Genomic DNA, 16,688 nt, shown 5'->3' with positions numbered 1-16,688 from the left:
CCGCTACTTTAACACAATTTTTTTGCGGTCTGGCAGCAGCAGCCGACTGAATCTCTGTTAGCTGAAATTATAGTTTTGTGGCCTCGCTGTCTTGCGTTGGACAACCAGTTATTTTTTTGGCACAGCCTCGGGATCTCAAAGCACATTTTCTCTGTGATTTATGCCACTGCCAAAGTATCCATTGATTCTCCGGGCATCCTGGACGCATCAACCGGGTTTGAGGAACGCAAATACTTGCTTTTAGGCGAGCGCTCGAAGTTAAAAAACCGGGTTTATGAGAGTAAGGAGTGCATCCAGGACGGTTTTAATTTGCTAAGAACACAAGTAAATGTCGGCAGTTATGGGAGGGCGATCGAACAACCTATAGATTGGGCAATGCACTCGCTCTTTCTATGGTATGTTAAATTGATGCGTACCATCTATATTTTTAGACACCATCTCTGACTGGGATGAAAACAAAACTGCGGCTGTTAGTAGTGGTATTATTGCTATTAGGATTGTTCTTTCGCTTCGTCAACATCGACACCAAGTTTTATTGGTACGATGAAGCATTTACTTCCCTGCGGATTTCTGGATACACGCAAACAGAAGTTCTTCATGAAATAAGCAGCGGTCAGTTAGTAGCAGCCCAAGATTTGATGAAATATCAGCGCCTGAATGCGACAAAAAATTTTGGCGATACTGTTAAAAGTTTGGCCATAGAAGAACCTCAACTGCCACCACTGTATTTTCTGGCAGTCAAGTGTTGGGCAAAACTATTCGGTGATTCTCCTGCGGCGATCAGAAGTTTCTCAGTTTGGATGAGTTTGTTAGCGTTTCCTGCCCTGTACTGGCTGTGCCGAGAATTGTTTGCATCGCCGGAAGTTGCGTGGATAGCCGTGGGATTGCTAGCAGTTTCTCCCTTGCACGTGCTTTACGCTCAAGAAGCACGTCCCTACAGTTTGTGGCCGGCGCTGATTTTGCTTTCTTGTGCGTCTCTGCTACGAGCAATGCGGCTGCCAACAAAGCTGAGTTGGAGCATTTACGCAGTAGCAAATATTCTGGGATTTTATACTCATTTATTTAGCTTGTTAGTTGCGTTCGGACACGGAATTTATCTAATAGGAACTCAAGGTTTTACGTTGAATAAAAAGCTAGTGAGTTACTCGATCGCAATTGCCGTGTCGTTGCTAGCATTTCTGCCTTGGATGGTAATTTTACTGATAAATAAAAGCGCAGCATCCGGGGCTACAAGTTGGGCAAATCTAGAAAGTCAGAGGCTATCTTTAGTTAAGAATTGGGCCGGAAATATCGGTCGCGTTTTTTTTGATTTGGGGCTAACTTCTAATGCTATATCGATATATCTTATTGCTTTAATGGCAGCTACTTTAATTTTAGTGGCAATCGTAGGGTATGCAGTTTATTTTCTGTGTTCGGAGACGAGCAAACAGGTTTGGCTGTTTGTGGTGACGATGATGGCGGTGACAGCACTGGCACTCGTGCTGCCGGATGTTATATTGGGAGGAATCCGATCGACTAAAGCTCGCTACCTATTTCCGACTTATTTGGGGATGCAAATCGCTGTTGCTTACCTGTTAGCGACTAAAATTACCGCCCTGGGCGTGCCAAGCTGGAAACGGCAAATGTGGAAAGTTTTGACAGTTGTACTGTTAACGGGCGGCTTGCTGTCGAATGCCGTTAGTTCTCAAGCCGAGACTTGGTGGACTAAGGAATGGGGCCGGGAAAATCCCGAAATTGCTCGCAGGATCGATCGTGCCCCAAAGCCGCTGCTTGTCAGTGATATCTCGGAAGTCAGTCTGGGAAATATACTGTCAATGAGTCATTTGTTAGAACCGAAAGTGCGGCTGCAATTGGTGTTGCTTGACCCGGAAGCGCGCCGTCGAGCTCTGTTGTTTGACAGACCAACTATACCCAATATTCCTAGCGGTTTTAGCGATGTTTTTGTCTACGGGCGATCGCAAAAGTTTAGTGCTAAGCTGGCGAAAATGCAAAACTTAAAAATCGAGCTGCTGTCAGAACAAAAAACCGAAACGCTGTGGCTAGGCAAGTTAGTAAAATAGTGAGGGTTTATGGAAGATTTTGGTATTATTATTGCCTGCTGCGACCAGGATTATCTGTTTGCTAAAGGTTGCTGTGCTAGCATCCGATATTTTCTGGGAGATGTGCCGATTTGTCTGTTGATTGACGGTACGTTTTCTGTGAGTGCTTTGGAAAAGTCTTATGGGGTGCGAGTGATCGATCGCACAACCGTTTCTGAAGAGGTTCTCAGAAAAAGAAGTTTTGGTTGGGGAAAAACTAAAATGATTGCTTTCTGGGAAAGTCCTTGGTCAAATTTTATGGTTTTGGATGCCGATACGATCGTCTGGGGCGATGTTCTCAAGTTGGCTAATTTTCAAGAATTTGATTTTATTGTAGACCAACCTTGTCAGGAAAATTCTGATGCAGATATTTCAAAATTTTTCTTTGACATTCCGGGCGTTGAGAAGCATTTTCCCACTTTTAACTGGTCGAAATATCGAGCCAATTATTTCTGCACTGGTACCTTTTTTGCAAAGCGCGGCGTTTTTAGCTTGGAAGAATACGTAGAAATTTTAGATTTTACGGTGGCAAATCCGGGGATATTTAAGTACGGAGAAATGGGGTTTTTGAACTTTATGATTTTCCGGGCGGCCCAAGAAAATCGGCTGCGGGTGCAGAGTGTGGATATGCAGTTGTTGGTGCCGGATTTTGACCGGGATTTGGTGAAGAAGCGTTTTCCGGTGGAAGAAAGCGGGCCTGGAGCCGATCGCACTCAGGCGACTGTGATTCACTGGTGCGGGCCGAAGCCAACTTTATCTAGTGGGAAAGTTTACTCGGAACCGATGAATTTTTGTCGCCGCAAGTGTCAGGAGGATGTTTGGAACCGGACGGGTTTGGCGGCGGAGATGTCGCTGCAAGTTGAGGATTTACAGCGATCGATCTACGTGTATAAGAATAAGTTTAAGAAGAAGTTTCGCCAGTTGGCGGGGAAGTAAGCAGAATTTTTTAACCGCAGATGTCAGCGGATGCACGCGGATGCACGCGGATTTGGGCTTACCCATCGAGTGGTAAAGTTGGCCCGGCTGGGGGTAAAACTTGGCGGTGAACGCTTACTTTGTGGCTTTCCCGCTGAGTTTGCATTTCGACGGCGATCGCCTCAAATTCGACTTCCATGCAGCCGTAGGGAATCTCTAACTCGATACTTGCTCGGACGTTTCCCAACCCGTTAGATTTAAATTCGGTAATCCAGCGCGGCCCGTCGAGAATCAGGTAGGTTTGCCGATCGTAAACCCAAACTTTCACATAAATCCGGGGCATTAATTCCGGGAGTTGCACTTGCACTTTTACGGGCCCGCCGGCGAGGATTTCGGCGCGCGGCAATTCCAAAATGGGCATCGGTACTAACTCGTCTTCTGGCAAAACGTAGGGAATCGGGGGAGTGTCTTCTGCTGCGACAGTTGCGGTTTTTTGAGCAACTTGTTTCGGCTGCGGGGGTTCGTCAAAGACCACAAATTCTCTGGCTTCCGGGCTAGTGGATTTGGGGTCGGAAATTGTTTCGCTGGTTTCGGCTTGCTGCTGGGTGGGGCTGCTTTCTTCGACAACGGCAATTGCCTCGCTGCTATTGGCGGTGGTTTTTGCAGTGGGCGACAGGGTGGTTGCTTTCAGCCAGTCGGGGGATTCGCCGTTGCTGGCTAAGGAACTCAGTCGCGACCAAAATCGACTTTCGACGTTTAAGGTTTGAAATGCCTGTTTTGTGGGTGCTGGCTGGGTTTCTGGGGCCCTTGTTTCTAATTCGGGGCTGTTTTCGGGTTTTTGGTCTATCGCTCCGATTTCCGCTGTTTTAGGGGAAGTTGGGATGTCTGAGGGTTTGGTTTGTGGGTCGATCGACTCTGCGGCTGTTCGAGGCGAATTGGAGATTTCCGACAGCAATTGCGATCGGCTGCTGTCGGGCAGTTTGTTACCGAATGCGGGCAGTTCTAGGCCGCCGGCACTTGGGGTGTGACGTGAAGCCAGTAGAGGGGGTAGGGCTTCAGCGGTTGGGGTTTCGGCGGGGGATGGAGGGTCTAAAGATTTTTCTACTAGCTTGAGGAAGGATACATTTTTGGCGCTGCGAGGCGGTTTTGAGGCTGTTGGGGAGGGTTCGGCTTGATGCTTTTCTTCGATGAAATTGTCTTTAATTTCCTCTAGCAGGTGCTCTAAACGGGCTGTAATTGTGAATAGTTTGGTGGCTAGGGTAATGCTGCCGCTGGTAAGTATTGCTTCTCCTAAAATTAGGCGGCTTTTGCACTCGGTTGGGATGTAGGTGACGCAGCCAAAGATGCAGGGGGGAACTTGTTCTGGCATCGGCTGCTGGATTTCTGCGAGAATTTGTGAGGTTTGGGGGTCGCGCAGGTAAATTTGCAGTTGTGCTGAACCGATGAGTTGCTTGAGTTCTAGCGCTTCGGATTCGGGGATGAGAGTTGCTGTTTTTCTGGTTTTTTGGGGGGGTTGGGGAATGTCGATTTTGCCGGAAATGATTAAGGGGCGACCGAGTTGGGTGACGAAGGTTTCTCGATCGAGGACGAGTTCGAGTTTGACGTGGGGTTTAGGTTGGGGGGTTTGGGGAATGGGAAATTGGTAGATTTTGGTCTGCTGCGGTGCTGAATCGGCTGGTGGGAGTTGGGTTGGTGCGGGGCGATCGACCGGTGCTGCGATTTGTGGGGCTGCGCGATCGACCGGTGCGGCAATTTGTGGGGCTGCGGCGGAAGTTGCGGGTTCAGTTTGGTCGATCGGCGGTAGGGGTTCGGAAGTTTCCGATTCTGCGGGCAATACTTCCAACTGAACGCCGTACTGCCAAGGTTTTGCTGGTGTTGATTTGGGATCTGGCAAGCAGGAGAGTTCCCACAGTCCGGGCTTGAGCCTGGTGTAGGGAATGATCACGACTAATCCTTCGGGGTTGGTGCGGGCCGATCGGCTTTGGACTTTCCGCTGCGCCCCTTGGTCGAAGGAAGTATGGGTAACGCGAATTTCGATGTCGGTGTTGGGGTGCTGAATGCGAGCAACCACACGGTATTTGCCTTCTAGAATTTCCACGTCGGAGGTTTCTAGGGGCAACCAGGCGCGATCGCCCTCTTTCTGTAGCAAAAATTCTAATTTTTTCATCTTTCTTTCCCCTTGAAGGCTCCCGCTTGATTCGTCACAACTTGGCAGCGGGCTGTTGAGCGACAGCTACAGGCATTGAATTACTTTATGTTTTATAGCCTATCACCTGTGTCGGTCAAGAGGCCCACTTACCAAGGACTGCCGATAATGCTGAAAGCTGCCCAATAATAGGGATGGGATAAATCTTTGCTGTCGAGTTTGGGGATGGACGGGGGCAAGGGAATGTCGCCTCGCGCACTTCGCAGTTGACCGCCTTCGATCGTCACTTTGCCTGATAGCGCGGCAATTTGTGCTTGCCTGAGAGCTTCCGCTTTAATCATTGGAGGGTCGTTTGGCCTGCGGATTTTTAACTGCTGGTAAAACTCACTCATCAGGGCTAGAGTCCCCGCATCGCTGACGTACCACAAGCTGGCGAGGGCTGATTTTGCTCCCGATTGCAGCGCTAAACCGGCAAATCCGAGTTCTGCTTCTTTGTCTCCCAAGGCGGTTCTGCAGGCGCTTAATACTAACAGTTCAAGAGGCGGATTGTTCCATTTTAAATCTCTCATTTGATCTAGTCTAAGTTGCGTGTCCCAAAATTGAATGTAGGAGTTATTTGGGGTTCCGGGGCGGAATTCCGCGTGGGTGGCAAGGTGGATGATTCCGTATCTTTGTTGCAGTCGCTGGGATTGCAAGTTTACTATAGTGAAATCTTCGTTGAGAAAGGATTGACCGGGCCACTGTCGGGCGATCGCGCTCAATTCTAACGGCACTGCTGGCAGCGGTTCTTTGTTCGCCGTTTCTGAAAAAATTGATGCTCCCATTGCTAGGACTTGGGCGTTTCTGAGGTCGGTGTAATTGCTGTCTGTGAATTTGAAGGCGGGGATGCGGGCGAGGCTATATTTTTGGATCAGAAATTGCTGTCCGTCGTGCATTGCTGCTAGGGGTACGGTTCGCAAACCTTCGCCGACGCAGAACAGCAAGGTTTCAATTCTTGCTGTTTGCAAATCTGTTTCTAGGGGTGCAATTATCCATTTGTAGAGTTGTTGGGCTGGTTCTAGATAGCTGGTGGTGTTGATTTTTACGGGGTTGGTGATTTCGCTGCTGAATTCTTTGACTGCTGAGAGCAGTTTCTCTTGTTTGGCTTCCGGGACGCTGCGGAGAATGGGCGGGCGATCGGGCAATATTAAGATTAATTCTAGTTGGTCGGTACGCGGGATAGCGTAAATTAAAGCTGGTTTTTTCTTTGTTTGAACTGCTAGGCGGGAGAGAGTTTCTGATATTGCTTGGGCGGTTTTCGCACGGGTACTAAAGTCTTGTTCAAAGTATTTTTGATAGTCTTCTTCCCAGTCTTGTTCGATTCTGGTTACGGCTTCGGTGAGGTTTCCCCGATCGAGTAAATTTCTCATTTCTTGCCCGTTAAGCCCGCCCTGGCCTGTGTTTTGGGCAATTGTAGCGAGGTTCGCCGTGCTCCAGCAGAAAAATATTGCTGTCAAACAGTAAAAAATAGCTTTTTTAATTTTTTTATGAGTCGCGTGTTTTTGGCGTTGCTGCGGGGATTGATAGTGCATGGTTTTGGGGCGGTTGAGGGCGCAGTTGGCGGCAGCAGTTGGCAAAAGTTGGGATGTGGCTGGGAATATTTGACTGTGCTGGCGATCGCCGCACAATTATAGCATTCAAGACAAATTGGAGATATCTGCCGTAGGGTGTGTACACCAGCACCAACAGAGTCGCCGCGCCAAGAAATTCGCGATTTATGTAAACTTTTGTAAAGTAGGCAGAAGTTTTGCATCAACAGGACTTACGCAAAAACCCGGTTTCTTCAAGTAAGTCCTGTTTTCTACATAACAGCCAGGTACATTTAACCGGCATTATCTCTACGGGCGTCTTTGACTTTTTGTCGCACATCTGCAGTTCTCAAGTTGAATCGGGTTTTGTCTTGGTGTTGAGTGAGGAATACCCTGAATCGAGCGCCGATATATTGAGTTACTTCAGTAGATATATTCTATGTATTTACTTATTTTAAAATAGTTAGGTTTTTTCGCGCCAACTTACTTAAAGCTCGACTGATTAATTGTTTTGCCTCGGATATCTGCCCGGTTATTTCGTACAATTCACTGAGACTGCTTTTGGCATAAGATTTTGCCCGCAAATCTCCTAATTTTTTAGCATCATTGGTGGCGGTTGCCCAGAGTTGAGCAACATAAATTAATGCGGGTTGTTCGATTTTTTTGAGTGGCACGATCGTTCTGCGGTTAAAAACTCTAAAATTTATTGCACTTTTCCCGATCCAATAAGTGTGGCATATATCACTCACACCCCTAAGTTATCAATAAAAACACCTAATTATTTAGAGGATTTTACGCTATGCGGTCGATCGCTTTTTCCTTGTTGATTCTTGGTTCTCTCGCGACGATAACTGAAGCCTGCTTCCTTCCGCTATACATTGTGTGCGATCGCACCGTGCCAAGTGCGATCGGACTGGGGAATGTGTCTTAGTATTTCTTCACATATCCTGCTTTCGGTCTATGATATATGCCTTATGGCGTATTTGTGTTTAAAGCCCGTTACCGCGTACCGCTGATGAGTCAATCAACCAATTCACCGCTATCCCAACCAGTTTCTCGAAGAACCGCCCTCAAATTCCTCGGAGTCGGTGCCGCAGGCGGGCTGCTGGGCTACTCTCGATTTTCCAAGCCAGAGCCCACCATTTTTGTGCAAGATTCTCTTGACTTGCCGCGAATGCTGAATCAGCGCAAAACCGTTGCAGTTGTAGGGGCAGGCTTGGCCGGGCTCGCCTGTGCCTACGAACTGTCCCAGCGGGGTTTCGCCGTAACATTGCTCGACAAATCGCCCCAACTCGGCGGCAAAATTGCTAGTTGGCCGATACAAGTCGGGAACGAAACTTTTATGATGGAACACGGTTTCCACGGCTTTTTTCCGCAATATTACAACCTCAAAAGTGTGGTTGAAGAACTAGAAATTACCGATAACTTTGTATCTTTAGAATCCTACGCCGTTGTGTTTCGAGACGGCAAATACAAACCCGAAGTTTTCCGTCCCAACCATTCAGCTTTTCCCTGGAATATAGTTGACTTGGGGATATCTTCTCCCAATCGGCTCAAGTGGGGAATCAATCTGACAAAACCCGCTCACTGGCAAGTGTTTCGAGAAATCGGCGGTTTTCAAACTCAAAAAACTTTCGATCGTCTCGACAATATATCAGTTGCCGACTGGGTAAAAGGTGAATTTCCGCGCGGACTTTATGACTTGTATTTTCTGCCTTTTGCCAAGTCCAGCCTCAACGCTCCCGACGAATTGAGCGCGGGAGAATTAATGCAATTTTTCCACTTTTACTTTTTCGGAAATCCAGAGGGTTTGGCTTTCAACGGCACGCGGCAAGATATGGGCACGAGTTTGGTGCAGCCTATTGCCAAAGCCATTGAAAGCAAAGGCGGCAAAGTATTAACGGATGTCGCAGTCAGTGACATTCGCTGGGAAAACGGTCAGATTGATTCTTTGACTTACCAGTCTGGAGACGTGCAAACTAAAATACCTTTTTGGGTGAAGCGAAACGCGCTGTTAACTGACAGCAACTCTACCGAATATTTCGGCGCTGGGGACAGCGTATTTGCCGCTGCACCGTCGGGTAAAGAGGCAATCTCTCTGAGCTGCACTCACCAAGGCTGCACAGTTCATAAACAAAACGACGGTCAATTTCACTGTCCTTGTCACGGAGCAGTTTTTGATGCCGAAGGACGGGTTGTCAGCGGGCCTGCTCAGCGGGATTTGCCTCGATTTAAGGTAGTCGATGAAAAAGCAGATGAAATACAGTTAGTAGCCGCGGTTAACCAATCGCAGCCGCAAAAATTGGTAGAAACATTGAAGGCTGATTACTATGTTTTTGCGGCCGATGTTCCGGGGATGCAGCATTTGTTTAGTTTGACCAGCGGTGAGGTAAATCCGCAGGTGCACAGCCGAATCGAGAGCTTGAAAATAGCCGATCCGTTTGCGGTGGGCCGTTTTTGGTTCGATCGCGAATTTCCCTGGGAACACAGCAATTTCAGTTCGCTTTCCGGCTACAAACTGACTGACAGCATCACGCTTTACCACCGAATTCAGGATCAGTTCATCGAGTGGAATCAGAAAACTGGCGGTAGTGTAGTGGAACTGCACGCTTATTGTTACAAGGAGAAGGAATTTCCCAACCAGGAAGTTTTGCTTGCTACTTTTGAGCAAGAATTGTACGAAATTGTACCGGAATTAAAAGAGGCAAATATGCTGCACCGGGAATTGGTAAATCAAAAGAATTTCTCTGGATATCCGCCCGGTAGCTATGCAGAACGACCGGAGACTTGCTGCGCTGTTCCCAATCTGTTGTTTGCGGGAGATTGGGTGAAAATGCCGTTTCCGTGCGGTTTAATGGAAAGGGCAGTGAGCAGCGGTTTGTTGGCCGCTAATGCTATTTTATATCAGGAGGGTTTGCAGAGGCGATCGCTCTTGACGGTGAATCCCGAAGGCGTGTTAAAAATCTAAGGTTTGCAGCGGGGGCGGGTTTTATAAATCGTCAATTATTGGCTGCTATTCTCGGTGAAAACCGCCCCCAGCCATACCATTTTAGATTTTAGATTTTAGATTTTAGAATTGAAGAATTGGGAATGACCCGCCCCAAAATGGATACCGTGCCACGTACTCCTGTCGTGGAGAGATAAAAATTTGCTATCCTATTTCAACCTCCCAGATTCATTTGTGGAGTAAATCTAAAATCTAAAATCTAAAATCTAAAATCTAAAATCGACTGACTGATTCAATAAGGGTTTGGAGGTTTGCTACAGTTGCATTCTTTTTTTAAGATAAGTTATGGTTTGTGGGTGTGGTTTCGCTGAGAAGAAAAGGCAGAGCTTGGAAAAAAAATATCTGCGTTGAGCTGGGTGCATCTGCGGTTAAAATAGTCAATAAGTATAAAGCAATAATAGATGCTGAAGAGTAACTGCAAAATTCGCAATAAATCTGTAATGTTTGATGCTTTTGCAACAGAATACGATTTCGCCGCCACTTTGCAAAGCCAGAATGATTTCTTTATTAAAAACCTATCGACTAGCAAAGGTGCAGCATTAGATATTGGCTGCGGTTCGGGAATTCTTGCTTTTGAATTAGCCCAGTATTACGATAATGTAGTCGCCGTCGATTTATCAGCAAAAATGCTAGCTATAGCCCGTCAAAAACGCTCAGCTCCTAATATCGAATACATCCAAATGGATGCCAGTAAGTTAGTGTTAGACCGCAAATTTGATTTAATAGTTAGTGCTGCTACTTTCCACCACTTGCACAATCTCCCCGCAGCCCTCTCTGCAATTAAAAAAATGTTAAATCCGCACGGAAAAATCGTCTTTTTAGATAATATATCGGAAGTCGAAACACCTGCTACAGTAGGCTACATATTAGGTGCAGCAAGAGATTTTATTCCTGACTGTTCCAAATACGGATTTCGCAATGCTTCAAGATTATTAAGATTTAGAGTTTCGCCAAGCTGGTTGAAGCATTTAGCTAGCGACAGGTATTTGTCAGAAGGGAGATTTAGAAAAATTTACGGTCGTTGCTTTCCGGGCTGTTATTTTGTAAAATTGGGTTGTTTTATGGGCGTAATTTGGGAACATTTGTAATGCAAAACAACGCGATAAAATCGGTATCTGCAAGGGGAGAAAAAACTCATATCCGCCAGTTGGGCATTAATCTCGATCGCTGGTATGCCATCGCCCGCAGCACCGAGGTGCAAACTCAGCCGCTAGCTGCAAAAATCTGGAATCGGGCGATCGTACTTTTCCGCGACAGTGCAGGTAAAATCAACGCTTTAGAAGATAGATGTCCGCACCGGCAAGTTAAACTCAGCCACGGCAAAGTTAAAGGCGATTTGATCGAATGTGCTTACCACGGATGGCGGTTAAATGCAAGGGGAGAATGCGCCGAAGTCGATTATTTAGCAGAAAATCAAAAGCTACCTAACTGCAAAATTCGCTCCTATCCAGTCAAAGAACAAAACGGTTTTATCTGGCTGTTTCCCGGCGACGAAACCCAAGCCGAAAAAATAGATTTATTGGAATTGCCAGAGTGGGAACATCTAAATTATATTGCCACAGTTTCAGTCATCGACTGTCAGGCACACTATTCATTTTTAATTGAAAACTTGATGGATATGTACCACGGACACTTGCACGATGATTGGCAAGCTTGGGCAAATCCGGTGTTAGATACTTTAGAAGAAAACGAGCATCAAGTAACTGCTAGCTATCAGGCACAAAGTTATTACAAAATAGATAAAATTTGGTCAATTTCTCAGTTGTTTTTTAAGTCTCTGCGCCGACTGCACCCGGAACCGCTAGAGGTGAGTTATGTTTACCCGCACTGGGTTTCAACTTTGGGGAGCGACTTTAAGATTTACTGCTTGGTTTGTCCGGTGAGCGAGACAGCAACTCGGGCTTATTTAATTCACTTTACCTCATTAAATGCGTTTTGGCGGCTGCACAAATTGCCTGTATGGTTTCGCAAGTTTATCAAAGATAGTTGTTTCGGTGCTGCTCAAAAATTATTAGATGGTTTGGTGCGGCAGGATGTGTTAATGATTGAAGAAGAACAGCAGGCTTTTTTGCATAATTCAGAAAGAAAAAATTATGAATTAAATCGGGCTTTAGCTAGCGTGCAAAAGTTGATGAGAAGTCAGGCGGAAAATGAATAATTCAGTCACAGATTGAAATCTGCCCAGGCTAATATGTATATTTCACAAAAATCATGGAAGTACAACCGAGGGAAATTCGGCGTTATATTATAAGTGATGGCAGAGTTCCTTTTGCTGAGTGGATAGATTCCCTGCGCGATCGCAATACCAGAGCTAAAATTAACAATAGGCTGAGACGAGTAAGTCTTGGCAATCTGGGAGATTATCGCTCAGTAGGAGGAGGGGTTTTTGAACTTAGAATTGACTGGGGGCCAGGCTACTGCGTCTACTTCGGACAAATCGGATTAACAATTGTGCTTCTCCTCTGCGGGGGCGATAAAAGCACTCAAGATAGAGACATTCTCAAGGCTAAGGAGTATTGGGCAGAATATGAAGAACGTGATAGCGCCAACCAGTGATAGCTGGCTGAATGCACTAATTGAATCTCTAAAAAACCCCGCAGAAGCTGCGGCTTACCTGAGTGTGGCTTTAGAAGCAGAATCACCGGATTCTCAACTGCTGCGGGCGGAAATTCAAGACGTAATTGATGCACGTTTGCTGGCGAACAATCTTTCAAAGCAAGCTCAAGTACATCACGAGAAACTCGATAAAATGCTTTCGGAAAGTGGCGCTTCTGAACTTTACACTTTGATCGCGTTATTGGATGCGCTAGGATTTAGACTAAGAGTTACTTTAAAAGAAGATGAATTGGCGATCGGGGAATGAAACCGAGCGCAATTCATCTGCGTTAATCCGCGTGCATCAGCGGTAAAAAAATCTAAATTCCGCAGCAAAAACTTTACTTTTTAGGCCGCTGCTGCTGGTAAACGCTGACAACCTTATCCGCATAAGTAGCAGTTGCGCCACTTTTGCAAGCTGCGGAGTCCCCTGTCATCCACCAGCAAGCGGCGCGGCGTACAGCGGTTAATTCATTGTTGCTGCTAGCTTTGTATTCGTCGCGCAGCAAATCGCTCACGATACAGGTAACAATTGATTTGGCTTTTGTCGCGTCGGCTTCAAATTGTTGGGGTGTTAAATCTTGTTTGGTACAGAATTTTGCCCAGCGGGAAATATTGCCCGGTAAAACTTGCCACTGACTGTACATTCCGTCATTTGCTGCTTGTGGCGGGGCGGCTTGTCGCATTGCTTCTACGAGGGCGGAAACTTGCGCGTCGGTGACTGATTGCGCTGTGGCTGGAAGTGCTTGCAATCCGAGGCTAATTATCAGGCTGCCGAATAGTAGATTGGTTTTTGCGATCGATTTAAAATTCATTCACAATGCCCTGTTTGATTTAAACTTTGTTTCCTCAAACAAGGTTTACTATTTTGTCGAGCAAATGCCTCTGTCTTAAGTATGATTTGCCCACTTAATGCACTGTCGATCGCCCTACGATAGAAATTGTTAATCAAGTACGATAAAATCATGGAAGTACAACCCAGGGAAATTCGACGTTACACTACAGCAGAGGGTAGGGCACCATTCACCGAGTGGCTTGATGCCCTCCGCGATCGGAATGTTAGAGTTAGAATCAAATCTAGGCTTGACCGAGTTGAGCAAGGTAATCTCGGAGATTTCAAGTCAGTGGGACAAGGAGTTTTTGAACTCAGAATTAATTATGGCCCGGGCTACCGCCTCTACTTCGGACAAGTCGGCTTGACAATTGTGGTAATCCTCATAGCTGGGGATAAAAGCACCCAAGAACAGGACATTCGACAAGCTATAGAATACTGGACAGATTATGAAAAACGTGAAAGCACCGACAAGTGATAGCTACCGCGAGTACCTAATTGAATCTCTCAAAGAGCCGGAAGAAGCTGCTGGTTTTATCGGCGCTATTTTGGAAGAAAAAGACCCTGAACCCGCACTTTTGAGAAATGCCATCAGAAAGGTTATTGAGGCTAGAATCAGGATGAATGCTCTTTCGGAGTCAGCAAAACAGCATCACGAAAAACTCGACAAGATGCTGACAGCAAGTGGCGGTTCGGAAATTTACAGCTTTGTAGAATTGCTCGAAGCATTAGGATTTAAACTAGAAATTACTGTCGCAGATAGTGAGTTGTCGGCTGACTCGGAATCAAAGGATTTGGGGGAATCAGGATTATCGCCCGAACCAGTAGTAATTAATCCCAGTTAATGAGTAAATCGCGCGCTCACCCTTCCCTCACAAAATCTAACAATCGGTGAGCCATTTCTAGCTTGCTGCAAGGTGCTATTTCTACTTGCTTGCCGGCGGCATTAATTAATATTGCTTGATTGGTATTGCTGCCGAAACCTGCACCTATTCGATCGATCGGGTTTGCGGCAATTACATCTAGTTTCTTCGCCCGCAATTTCTCCACAGCCGGCTTGACAATATCCCCAGTTTGTGCTGCAAACCCGATTAATTTTTGGTGCGGCTGTTTCAAATTTCCCAACTCTGCCACAATATCCGCTACCGGTGCCAAAGGCAAACTATTCGGAAGCGATCGCTTCGGCAATTTCTCACTGCTGTACTCAGCCGGTTTCACATCCGCTACCGCCGCCGCCATCACCGTCAAATCCGCATCGTGAAAGCATTGCACCATCGCCTGCCGCATTTCTCGTGCACTGGTAACTGCGATCGCCCGCACACCTGAGATCGGCAATTCGCCAGTTATACTGTGTACCAGCGTCACTGTAGCGCCGCGGTGCTGTGCAGCTTGCGCTAAAGCTATGCCCATTTTGCCCGTGGAAGGATTGCCGATAAACCGCACCGGATCGAGGTGTTCCCGCGTTCCTCCCGCACTGATCAACACCCGAAGCCCCGCTAAATCTCGATCGCCCTTCGCATACAACAGCGATTCAATATGAGGCAAAATCTCACCAGGTTCTGCCATCCGGCCGACACCCGCGCGATCGCACGCCAGCATTCCCGCCCCCGGATTCGCAGCATGATAGCGCCGATAAGTCAACACTTCCCGCCAATTCCGCTGCACCGCCGGCTGTTCCCACATATCCGTATTCATCGCCGGTGCCAGCAAAATTGGGCAAGTAGAAGCTAAGACAGTATTAGTCAGCAAATTATCAGCAAAACCCCCCGCCAACTTAGCCAAAGTATTAGCTGTCAAAGGAGCAATAACAAAAACTTCCGCCCATTCTCCCAGTTGAATGTGCAGGGGGCGGCCGTGATTTGCTTGCCAAAAATCTTTGTCAGTAAAAGCAGGATGGCGGCAAAGAGTAGCAAAAGTCAAAGGCGTTACAAACTCTGCGGCCGCATCAGTAAGAATAGCTTTAACTTCAGATCCAGCTTTCGCTAAAGTGGAAACTACTTCGCAAACTTTGTAAGCCGCAATCCCGCCACTAACGCCGATTAAAATTCGTCTGCCCTTCATGTCATACCATTTTAGATTTTAGATTTTAGATTTTAGATTTTAAATTGGGAATGACTGATGAATACCAGGGTTGAGAGCTGGCCTACATTCACATTCTTTTTTGAAACGGGTGTCATTTTATCATAAAAAAGAATCAAGAAAGAAATTAAGATAACAACAGACTCAAATCCCTCACTCATCTGTTTAATCTGCAACAAAATATGCTGCTAACTTCTTCCTCAATTCCGTCGAAATTTTTCAGCTAGATTTTTAAGTCTATGCTTCGTCGTAGGCTTCCATATCCAGAAGGTGGAGATAAGGTTCAACCAGCTCCGGCCGCTGAAAGGCAAGCGATCGCAACAAATGCCAATCATTCAATCCCTCAAAAGGATCTGTATAATCGTCAACTTCCAAACGGACAGCCAATTCTGCCACGTCCTGAGAAGTAAGTACAGCAATATCGCGCGATGCTTTGGTTAAAGTTTTCATTTTTTTCCCCTGCCCGAGACTTCCGCCATACTATATATTAAACCTTTAATCAGATTTCGACACAGTTTCTACAACAAAACTTCGCATTACATCTATAACTTCCGGCAGAATCTCGTGTCCCATGTTAAATTCTTGATACTGCACCGCAGCTTCCCAAGCAGTCAAACTGTCGCGCGATCGCACACCAGCACTAACGGGCACAATAGTATCTTGAGTACCGTGTACGATTAAAACAGGTGGTAAAACACTCCCCGCAACTGGCGAAATCGACGGGTGCAAATAACCGCTCAGACAAATTAAACCGGCTACGGGCAAAGTCAATCCCACATCTAGAGTCATCGCTCCACCTTGAGAAAAACCGCCTAAAATTGTGCGAGACAAAGGCACACCCGTGCTGCTTTCCAAAGACAGCAAAAATTCCCTCAGCAATTGCCGACTTTGTACCAATCCCTGAGCGTCTTGATTTTGAAGGTCATACCACATTTTGCCGCCCCTTGCGTGGGGATGGGGAAACGGGGCATCGGGAAACACAAACTGATAATCCGGCAGATTGAAAGCCGGTGCTAAGGAAGTCAAATCCCGAGCATTAGCACCCCATCCGTGCAAAGCGACAATCAAAGCGACAGGTTTGCGATCGGTTGTGGGCGGAATGCTAATAGATTGTAAAGACATCGTAATTAGTAATTGGTAATCTGGCATTGCTACAATTATAAATTGTCGCGGCGGCTAAAACCCCAGATATTTGTTTTGGTGAGATTTGACTGGAAATGAGCACGCGCTGGCGAAGAACTATAACCGTTGACTGTTGACTGTTGACTGTTGACTGTTGAAAGTAGAGTGCGAAATCCGAAACTTTCCCAGGTAGAGTTCGGATAATTCACATTTTCTAAACAGGAATTAGGGAGCCTCTCATATTTGTAAAAACACTTCTTCTGGCTCCTTCTTTCTGACTCTTTACCCGCAGCAAGAGAGCCTCTTGTCTCCTGCCTCCTGTCTCCAATTTATAGCTGGGCTGCTT

The 16,688-nt window shown here is 46.5% G+C and carries 18 protein-coding genes; 11 read left to right on the top strand and 7 right to left on the bottom strand.

Going from position 1 to position 16,688, the window contains the following annotated elements:
- The first annotated feature begins 153 nt into the window (after positions 1–153).
- From QUB30_RS11050 to QUB30_RS11040, 3 genes are read left to right on the top strand one after another with little or no spacing between them, the layout of a single operon-like run.
- Entirely contained in the window at positions 154–444 is a 291-nt protein-coding gene (locus QUB30_RS11050) for a hypothetical protein (RefSeq protein ID WP_333333091.1), read from the top strand.
- 5 nt (positions 445–449) lie between these two features.
- A complete protein-coding gene (locus tag QUB30_RS11045; RefSeq protein WP_333333089.1) occupies positions 450–2,060 on the top strand; it encodes a glycosyltransferase family 39 protein in 1,611 nt (536 codons plus the stop codon).
- A gap of 9 nt (positions 2,061–2,069) precedes the next feature.
- Positions 2,070–3,014, top strand: a complete 945-nt coding sequence (locus QUB30_RS11040) for a hypothetical protein (RefSeq protein WP_333333086.1) — start codon at positions 2,070–2,072, stop codon at positions 3,012–3,014.
- A gap of 58 nt (positions 3,015–3,072) precedes the next feature.
- Here QUB30_RS11040 and QUB30_RS11035 read toward each other — a convergent pair whose 3' ends face one another.
- Positions 3,073–5,160, bottom strand: coding sequence for a hypothetical protein (locus tag QUB30_RS11035; RefSeq protein WP_333333084.1), 2,088 nt, complete (start codon positions 5,158–5,160; stop codon positions 3,073–3,075).
- Between the two features lie 128 nt (positions 5,161–5,288).
- Positions 5,289–6,548: a CHAT domain-containing protein gene (locus QUB30_RS11030; protein WP_333333082.1), complete on the bottom strand. Its 1,260-nt coding sequence runs from the start codon at positions 6,546–6,548 to the stop codon at positions 5,289–5,291.
- Positions 6,549–6,665: 117 nt separating this feature from the next.
- On the opposite strand from QUB30_RS11030, the gene QUB30_RS11025 reads away from it, so the two are divergent.
- On the top strand, positions 6,666–6,812 hold the full coding sequence (locus QUB30_RS11025) for a hypothetical protein (RefSeq protein WP_333333080.1): 147 nt from the start codon (positions 6,666–6,668) through the stop codon (positions 6,810–6,812).
- Positions 6,813–7,156: 344 nt separating this feature from the next.
- On the opposite strand, the gene QUB30_RS11020 is transcribed toward QUB30_RS11025, so the two are convergent.
- Complete coding sequence (locus QUB30_RS11020) at positions 7,157–7,381, bottom strand: hypothetical protein (protein ID WP_333333078.1); 225 nt, start codon at positions 7,379–7,381, stop codon at positions 7,157–7,159.
- A 293-nt stretch (positions 7,382–7,674) separates the two neighbouring features.
- Between QUB30_RS11020 and QUB30_RS11015 the strand changes: the two genes are divergently transcribed.
- The 5 genes from QUB30_RS11015 (at position 7,675) to QUB30_RS10995 (ending at position 12,577) form a co-directional block, all read left to right on the top strand.
- Positions 7,675–9,675 carry an FAD-dependent oxidoreductase gene (locus QUB30_RS11015; protein WP_445300479.1) on the top strand — a complete coding sequence of 667 codons (2,001 nt, stop codon included), beginning with the start codon at positions 7,675–7,677 and terminating at the stop codon, positions 9,673–9,675.
- Between the two features lie 440 nt (positions 9,676–10,115).
- Positions 10,116–10,802 (top strand): class I SAM-dependent methyltransferase, encoded by a 687-nt coding sequence (locus QUB30_RS11010; protein ID WP_333333076.1) that lies wholly within the window; start codon positions 10,116–10,118, stop codon positions 10,800–10,802.
- Positions 10,802–11,872, top strand: a complete 1,071-nt coding sequence (locus tag QUB30_RS11005) for an aromatic ring-hydroxylating dioxygenase subunit alpha (RefSeq protein WP_333333074.1) — start codon at positions 10,802–10,804, stop codon at positions 11,870–11,872. The genes QUB30_RS11010 and QUB30_RS11005 overlap by 1 nt, the downstream gene beginning before the upstream one ends.
- Before the next feature lie 53 nt (positions 11,873–11,925).
- Positions 11,926–12,270 (top strand): type II toxin-antitoxin system RelE/ParE family toxin, encoded by a 345-nt coding sequence (locus QUB30_RS11000; protein WP_333333072.1) that lies wholly within the window; start codon positions 11,926–11,928, stop codon positions 12,268–12,270.
- Entirely contained in the window at positions 12,242–12,577 is a 336-nt protein-coding gene (locus tag QUB30_RS10995) for a transcriptional regulator (protein WP_333333070.1), read from the top strand. Before QUB30_RS11000 ends, QUB30_RS10995 begins: the two co-directional genes overlap by 29 nt.
- 73 nt (positions 12,578–12,650) lie before the next feature.
- On the opposite strand, the gene QUB30_RS10990 is transcribed toward QUB30_RS10995, so the two are convergent.
- On the bottom strand, positions 12,651–13,124 hold the full coding sequence (locus QUB30_RS10990; RefSeq protein ID WP_333333068.1) for a hypothetical protein: 474 nt from the start codon (positions 13,122–13,124) through the stop codon (positions 12,651–12,653).
- 150 nt (positions 13,125–13,274) lie between these two features.
- On the opposite strand from QUB30_RS10990, the gene QUB30_RS10985 reads away from it, so the two are divergent.
- Together QUB30_RS10985 and QUB30_RS10980 are read left to right on the top strand one after the other, a co-directional pair.
- Positions 13,275–13,619, top strand: a complete 345-nt coding sequence (locus QUB30_RS10985; RefSeq protein ID WP_333333066.1) for a type II toxin-antitoxin system RelE/ParE family toxin — start codon at positions 13,275–13,277, stop codon at positions 13,617–13,619.
- Positions 13,591–13,986, top strand: coding sequence for a transcriptional regulator (locus tag QUB30_RS10980; RefSeq protein WP_333333064.1), 396 nt, complete (start codon positions 13,591–13,593; stop codon positions 13,984–13,986). Before QUB30_RS10985 ends, QUB30_RS10980 begins: the two co-directional genes overlap by 29 nt.
- Before the next feature lie 16 nt (positions 13,987–14,002).
- Here QUB30_RS10980 and coaBC read toward each other — a convergent pair whose 3' ends face one another.
- From coaBC to QUB30_RS10965, 3 genes are all read right to left on the bottom strand, one after another.
- A complete protein-coding gene (gene coaBC, locus QUB30_RS10975; protein ID WP_333333062.1) occupies positions 14,003–15,202 on the bottom strand; it encodes a bifunctional phosphopantothenoylcysteine decarboxylase/phosphopantothenate--cysteine ligase CoaBC in 1,200 nt (399 codons plus the stop codon).
- Between the two features lie 255 nt (positions 15,203–15,457).
- A complete protein-coding gene (isiD, locus tag QUB30_RS10970) occupies positions 15,458–15,670 on the bottom strand; it encodes a protein IsiD (RefSeq protein ID WP_006632739.1) in 213 nt (70 codons plus the stop codon).
- A gap of 45 nt (positions 15,671–15,715) precedes the next feature.
- Positions 15,716–16,342 carry an alpha/beta hydrolase gene (locus QUB30_RS10965; RefSeq protein WP_333333060.1) on the bottom strand — a complete coding sequence of 209 codons (627 nt, stop codon included), beginning with the start codon at positions 16,340–16,342 and terminating at the stop codon, positions 15,716–15,718.
- Positions 16,343–16,688: the final 346 nt, after the last annotated feature.

Origin of the sequence: Microcoleus sp. BROC3, assembly GCF_036702515.1 — a bacterium.
In the GTDB taxonomy this organism is placed as follows: Bacteria; Cyanobacteriota; Cyanobacteriia; order Cyanobacteriales; family Microcoleaceae; genus Microcoleus.
The sequence above is the reverse complement of the archived record's forward strand: the minus strand, read 5'-3'. Positions and strand labels throughout refer to the sequence as shown.